Below are 7702 nucleotides of genomic sequence, written 5' to 3'. Positions count from 1 at the left end.
CGATGGAGATCCGCCCCTCGCCCCACGGTGTGATGCGTTCGCGCACCTCCGCCACCGGGAGCGCCACCGACACCATGCCACCCTTGCCCGCGAGCACCCGGCCGATGGCCTGACTGCGCAACGCCACCACACGGGCGGCATCCTTCAGCGACAGGATCCCCGCCACACACGCGGCGGCGATCTCACCCTGCGAGTGACCGATCACCGCGGCGGGCACGACACCCAGCGAGCGCCACAGCTCCGCCAGCGACACCATCACCGCCCACAGCACCGGCTGGACCACATCCACCCGCTCCAACGACGGCGCGCCCTCCGCACCGCGCAACACCTCCACCAACGACCAGTCGGTGAACTCCGCCAGCGCCGCCGCACACTCCTCGATCCGCGCGGCGAAGACGGGCGAGGCGTCCATCAGCCCCACCGCCATCCCGGCCCACTGCGACCCCTGCCCCGGGAACACGAACGCCGTCTTGCCCGCCGTCCCGGTGCCCTGCACCAGCTGGGCCGCCGCCTCACCGCGGGCGAGTGCCGTCAGGGCGCGGGTGACGTCCTCGCGGTCCGCGCCGACCAGCACCGCGCGCTGGTCGTGGACGGCGCGGGTGGTGGCCAGGGAGTAGCCGACGTCGGCCGGGCGCAGGGACGGATGGGCGTCGAGGTGGGCCAGCAGCCGCTCGGCCTGGGCGCTCAGCGCCGTCTCGCTCCTGCCGGAGAGCATCCACGGCAGTGCGCGGGGCTCGGGCGCGGTGGCGGCCTCGGGCTTCTCCGCCGGGGCCTGTTCGATGATGGTGTGGGCGTTGGTGCCGCTGATGCCGAACGAGGACACCGCGGCCCGGCGCGGACGGCCGGTCTCCGGCCACTCGGCCCGCTCGGTGAGCAGTGACACCGCGCCCGCCGACCAGTCCACGTGCGGGGACGGCTCGTCCACATGCAGGGTCCTGGGCAGCACACCGTGCTCGATGGCCTTGACCATCTTGATGATCCCGGCGACACCGGCGGCGGCCTGGGTGTGGCCGAAGTTGGACTTCACCGAGCCAAGCCAGAGCGGTTCGTCCTCGGTATGCTCCTGGCCGTAGGTGGCGAGCAGCGCCTGAGCCTCGATCGGGTCGCCCAGCGTCGTACCGGTGCCATGTGCTTCGACGACGTCCACCTCGGCAGGGGACAGCCGGGCGTTGGCCAGCGCCTGGCGGATCACGCGCTGCTGGGACGGACCGTTGGGCGCGGTGAGGCCATTGGACGCGCCGTCCTGGTTGATCGCCGAGCCACGGACGATCGCCAGCACCGGGTGGCCGTTCTTCCGCGCGTCCGACAGCCGCTCCACCAGCAGCATGCCCACGCCCTCGCCCCAGGCCGTGCCGTCGGCCCCGGCCGCGAAGGGCTTGCAGCGGCCGTCGGTCGCAAGGCCGCGCTGCTTGCTGAAGGCCACGAAGGTGCCGGGGGTGGCCATGACGGTGACACCGCCCGCGAGGGCGAGCGAGCATTCGCCGTTGCGCAGCGCCTGCACCGCCATATGCAGGGTGACCAGCGAAGATGAGCACGCCGTGTCCACGGTGACGGCCGGGCCCTCGAGCCCGAAGGTGTACGACACCCGGCCCGAGGCGACGCTTCCGGAGCTGGCGGTGCCCATGTAGCCCTCGAGGCCGTCGGGGGCGCGGTGCAGCAGAGTGCCGTAGTCGTTGTACATGACGCCGGTGTAGACACCGGTCCTGCTGCCGCGCACCGCCGCCGGGTCGATCCCGGCCCGCTCGAACGCCTCCCAGGTGGTCTCCAGCAACAGCCGCTGCTGCGGGTCCATCGCCAGCGCCTCGCGCGGCGAGATCCCGAAGAAGACGGGGTCGAAGTGGTGGGCGTCGTGCAGGAATCCGCCGTTGCGGGCGTAGCTGGTGCCCTGCTGGTCGGGGTCGTCGTCGTACAGCGACTCGATGTCCCAGCCGCGATCGGTGGGCATGTCGGTGATGGCGTCGGTGTCCTCGACCACCAGCTTCCACAGGTCCTCGGGCGAGGTCACCCCGCCGGGGAACCGGCAGCTCATCGCCACGATGGCGATCGGGTCGCCGTCGTGTGCGGTGGCGGCGGCCACGGGGGCGGCCGCGTCCTCCTGGCCGCCCTGGGCCTCGGCCCGCAGATACGCGGCGAGGGCGGCGGGGGTCGGGTAGTCGAAGATCAGGGTGGCGGGGAGCCGGACACCGCTGACGGCGGTCAGGCGGTTGCGCAGCTCCACGGCGGTGAGCGAGTCGAAGCCGACCTCGCTGAACGCGCGCTGGGGCTCGACCGCTTCCGGCCCGGCGTAGCCGAGCACGGCCGCCACCTGCGTACGGACCAGGTCGAGGACGATGGCCTCGGCCTCGGCGTCGGACGCCGCCCCGGCCAGTTGCCGGGCGAGTGCGCCGTCCTTCGCGGCCGCGGCGGTGGATTGGGCGGCGCGGCGCGGGGGGACGCGGACCAGTCCGCGGAAGAGTGGCGGCAGCATGCCGACGCCTGCCTGTGCCCGGAGGGCGGTCAGGTCGAGCGGCATCGGCACGAGCAGTGCGTTGTCCGTGGCGTGCGCCAGGTCGAAGAGTTCACGTCCCTGGTCGGCGGTGATGGGCGCGATGCCAGCGCGCTGGAGGCGGGCGAGTTCCGCCTCGTCCAGGTCTCCGGCCATGCCTCCGGGCTCGGACCACAGGCCCCAGGCGAGGGAGGTGGCGGGCAGGCCGTTGGCGCGGCGGTGCTGGGCGAGGGCGTCCAGGAAGGCATTGGCCGCGGCGTAGTTGCCCTGTCCGGCACCACCGAAGACGCCTGCGGCCGAGCTGAACAGGACGAACGCGGACAGGTCCGCATCCTGGGTCAGCTCGTGGAGGTTCCACGCCGCGTCCGCCTTCGGGCGGAGGACGGTGGTCAGGCGATCGGGGGTGAGGGAGCCGATCACGCCGTCGTCCAGCACGCCCGCCGTGTGGATCACGGCGGTGAGGGGGTACTCGGCCGGGATGGACGCGATGGCCTCGGTGAGCGCCTGCCGGTCCGCCGCGTCACAGGCCGCCCAACGGGCTTCTGCACCCAACTCGGCCAGTTCAGTGGTGAGTTCGGCAGCTCCGGGGGCGGTTTCGCCTCGGCGGCTGAGCAGGAGCAGGTGGCGTACGCCGTGCTCGGCCACCACGTGGCGCGCGAAGAGCGCGCCCAGGGTGCCGGACGCACCGGTGACCAGGACGGTGCCGTTGGGGTTCCACTCGGGGGTCTCCTGGTCGGCGGCCACGACTGCCCGCGCGAGCCTCGGCGCCCGGATCTCACCGTTGCGCACGGCCACCTGGGGTTCGCCGGTTGCGACGGCCGTCGCCAGGGCCTTCAACGAGGTGTCCGCGTCGGTTTCGACCAGGACCAGACGGCCCGGGTTCTCCGACTGGGCGGAGCGGGCCAGGCCGCGGACGGCGGCGTGGGCCGGGTCGGCCGTGGAGGTGACGACCACCAGGCACGAGTCCGCGAAGCGGTTGTCGGCCAGCCAGGTTTGGAGGAGGGCGAGGGCTTGGGTGGTGGCGTCGTGTGCGGCTTGCGGGGGGTCTTCCCCTAGCCCGCCCCTTCCCGAAACTTGGGGCTCCGCCCCAAGGCCCCGGTCCTCAAACGCCGGACGGGCTTGAAGTGCCGCATCGACCGAAGGCTCCGCCCCTGGACTCCGGTCCTCAAGCGCCGGACGGGCTGGAGATGCCACATCGACCGAAGGCTCCGCGACCGGATCCCCGTCCTCGGGCGTCCGAAGGGCTGGAGACGTCACCACTACGTACTCCGGCAGCGCCGTTCCGGAATCGACGGCCTCGGCCAGCGCCGCCAGGTCCGCGTATGTGGTCAGGCCCAGTGTGTCCGTGCCCAGGGCCGCCCAGCGGGCCGTGGACACCGGCTCGGACGGCGTCGGGACCTGGGCCCAGTCCACCCGGAACAGGGCGTCGGACGCGCCGCCGGGGCGGGAGGCGCCCAGCTGGTCCGGAGATACCGTGCGCAGCGCCAGGCGGTCCACCGTGGCCACCGGAGTGCCCGTGACGTCCGCGAGCTGGAGGGACACCGTGCCGTTTCCGGCTGACGACAGGCGGACGCGTACGGCGTCGGCGCCCACCGAGTGGACCCGGACGCCGGTCCAGGAGAAGGGTAGTCCGCCCTGGCCCGGGTTCTCGGTCAGGTCGCTGAGGCCGATGGTGTGCAGGACGGCGTCCAGCAGGGCCGGGTGGAGGCCGAAGAGGGCGGCGCCGGGTTCGGCGTCCTCGGGGAGGGCGACCTCCGCGTAGACCTCGCCGTCGCCGCGCCAGGCGGCGCGCAGGCCCTGGAAGACCGGGCCGTAGCCGAAGCCCGCCTCGGCCAGGCCCTCGTACAGGCCGTCGGTGTCGATGCGCTCCGCCCCTGCGGGCGGCCAGGCGGACAGGTCGAACGCGCCCTCCGCCGCGCCCGCCGCCAAGGTGCCCGCGGCGTGCCTCAGCCATGGCTCGTCGTCTCCGGCCTCATCAGGGCGGGAGTGGAGGGCGAGGGTGCGGCGGCCGGTGTCGTCCTGGGCGCCCACGGCGATCTGGAGCTGGACCCCGCCCCGTTCGGGCAGGATCAGCGGGGCCTCCAGGGTCAGCTCCTCCACCAGATCGCATCCGGCCTGCTCACCGGCGCGTACCGCCAGTTCCACGAACGCGGTGCCGGGCAGCAGCACCGCGCCCATGACGGCGTGGTCGGCCAGCCAGGGATGGGTGTCCAGCGCGAGCCGCCCGGTGAAGAGGAAGCCCTCCGCGTCGGCCAGGGAGACGGCCGCGCCGAGCAGCGGGTGGTCGGCGGTGCCGAGGCCGACCGAGGAGACGTCGCCGTAGGCGGTGCCCGCGTCCAGCCAGTAGTGCTCGCGCTGGAAGGCGTACGTGGGCAGCTCGACGCGCCCGGCGCCGGTGCCCGCGTAGTACGCCGCCCAGTCGGGGGCCGTGCCCCGGGTGTGCAGGGTGGCCAGGGCGGTGGTCAGGGTCTCGGCCTCGGGGCGTCCGGACCGCAGGACGGGGACGAACGCCACCTGCTCGGACTCGCCCGCCAGGCACTCCTGGCCGAGCGCGGACAGCACACCGTCCGGGCCGAGTTCGAGGTAGCTGGTGACGCCCTGCGCCTCCATCGCACGCATGCCGTCGAGGAAGCGCACGGCCTCGCGGACGTGGCGGACCCAGAAGTCCGCGGTGGCGATCTCCGTGGCGGGTGCGATGCCGCCGCTGAGGTGGGAGACCACCGGGATCTTCGGGGCCTGGTACGTCAGGCTCTCCGCGACCTTGCGGAACGGCTCAAGCATCGGGTCCATCAGCGGCGAGTGGAACGCGTGGCTGACGGTGAGCCGCTTGGTCTTACGGCCCTGGGCCTCGAAACCGGAAGCGATCGCGACAGCCGCGTCCTCATCGCCCGCGATGACCACCGACGTCGGACCGTTGATGGCGGCGATGCTCACCCGCTCGGTCAGCAGCGGCGCCACCTCGTCCTCGGACGCCTGGACGGCGATCATCGCACCACCGCCCGGCAGCCGCTGCATCAGCCGGCCACGGGCCGCCACCAGCAGGGCGGCGGCGTCGAGCGAGAGCACCCCGGCGACATGTGCGGCGGCGATCTCGCCTATGGAGTGTCCGGAGACCACGTCCGGCTTCAGGCCCCAGGACTCGACGAGGCGGAAGAGTGCCACCTCGATCGCGAACAGCGCGGGCTGGGTGAAGCCGGTCCGGTCCAGCGCGGCGGCGTCGTCCCCGAACAGCACGTCCTTCAGGGGGCGTTCGAGGCGCGGGTCGAGCGCGGCGCACACCGCGTCCAGCGCCTCCGCGAACGCCGGGTACGTCTCGTACAGCTCGCGGCCCATGCCGAGCCGCTGGCTGCCCTGGCCGGTGAAGAGGAACGCCAGCTTGCCACGGGTCTCCACGCCCTGGACCACTCCGGCGGCGGGCTCACCGGAGGCGAGCGCGGCGAGGCGGTCGAGGAAGGTGGCGCGGTCACCGGCGATGACGGCGGCGCGGTTCTCCAGGGCGGCGCGGGTGGTGGCCAGGGAGTGGCCGAGGGACACCGGGTCCAGCTCGGGGCGTTCGGCCACGTGGGCGTGGAGCCGGGCGGCCTGGGCGCGGAGGGCGTGCTCGCCCTTGGCGGAGATCAGCCACGGCAGGAGGGGGAGGGTGCGGGGCGCGGCCGTCTCCTCGGCGGGCGTCGCCGTCTCCTCGGCGGGCGTCGCCGTGCCCTCGGCGGGCGTCGCCGTGCCCTCGGCGGGGGCCTCCTCGCCCTCAGGGTCCTCGGCCGGGGGCTCTTCGATGATCAGGTGGGCGTTGGTGCCGCTGATGCCGAACGACGACACGGCGGCGCGGCGCGGACGGCCGGTCTCCGGCCACGGACGGCCCTCGGTCAGCAGCGAGACGGCCCCGGCCGACCAGTCGATGTGCGGCGACGGCTCGTCGATGTGCAGGGACTTGGGCACGTAGCCGTGCTCGATGGCCTTGACCATCTTGATGATCCCGGCGACACCGGCGGCGGCCTGGGTGTGGCCGACGTTGGACTTGATGGAGCCGAGCAGCAGCGGCCGTTCGGCGGGCTTCTCCTTGCCGTACGTGGCGAGCAGCGCCTGGGCCTCGATGGGGTCGCCGAGGGTGGTGCCCGTGCCGTGGGCCTCGACCACGTCGATCTGGTCGGCGGTCAGCCGGGCGCTGGCGAGCGCCTGGCGGATGACCCGCTGCTGGGACGGGCCGTTGGGCGCGGTCAGACCGTTGGACGCGCCGTCCTGGTTGATCGCCGAACCCCGGACGACGGCCAGCACGTTGTGGCCGTGGCGGCGCGCGTCCGACAGCCGCTCGACCAGCAGCATGCCCGCGCCCTCGGACCAGCCGGTGCCGTCCGCCGACGCCGCGAAGGACTTGCAGCGGCCGTCGAAGGACAGCCCGCGCTGGCGGCTGAACTCGGTGAACGTACCGGGCGTCGCCATCACGGTGACACCGCCCGCGAGCGCCAGCGAGCACTCGCCGTTGCGCAGCGCCTGCATCGCCAGGTGCAGGGTCACCAGCGACGAGGAGCACGCCGTGTCGACGGTGAGCGCGGGCCCCTCCAGGCCGAAGGTGTACGCCACCCGGCCGGAGGCGATGCTGCTGGAGCCGCCGGTGCCGAGGTAGCCCTCGACACCGGGCGGCACGGCGCGCAGCCGCGAGGCGTAGTCGTGGTACATGACGCCCGCGAAGACACCGGTACGGGTGCCGCGCACGGAGGTGGCGTCGATGCCCGCCCGCTCGAACACCTCCCAGGTGGTCTCCAGCAGCAGCCGCTGCTGGGGGTCCATCGCCAGCGCCTCGCGCGGATTGATGCCGAAGAACGCCGGGTCGAAGTAGTTGGCGTCGTGGAGGAAACCGCCCTCCCTGACATAGCTCGTGCCCGCGCCGTCCGGATCGTCGTCGAAGAGCCGCCCGATGTCCCAGCCGCGGTCGGTGGGGAACTCGGAAATGCCGTCCCCGCCCTCGGACACCAGCCGCCACAGGTCCTCGGGCGAGCTGACCCCGCCCGGGTAGCGGCAGCTCATGCCGACGATCGCGATGGGCTCCTGGTCCTCCGACTCCACCTCCTGCAGGCGGCGCCGGGTCTCATGCAGGTCGGCGGTCACCCGCTTGAGAAAGTAGCGGAGCTTTTCCTCATTCATACGTGCGTTTCCCTCTCGAGGAATCCGGAAGGCCTTGTCACTTCGCGCCGGTTACGGTCACTTCAGGCGGTCATTCCA

1 protein-coding gene is annotated in these 7702 nt (G+C 73.1%); it reads right to left on the bottom strand.

The genetic code is table 11. From position 1 onward, the window contains the following. Window positions 1-7624: type I polyketide synthase (locus tag VT50_RS08540; RefSeq protein ID WP_143645194.1), on the bottom strand; the 7624-nt coding region annotated here is incomplete at its 3' end. Window positions 7625-7702 lie beyond the last annotated feature (78 nt).

The organism is Streptomyces antioxidans (assembly GCF_000968685.2).
GTDB classification, from domain to species: domain Bacteria; phylum Actinomycetota; class Actinomycetes; order Streptomycetales; family Streptomycetaceae; genus Streptomyces; species Streptomyces antioxidans.
The sequence above is the reverse complement of the archived record's forward strand: the minus strand, read 5'-3'. Positions and strand labels throughout refer to the sequence as shown.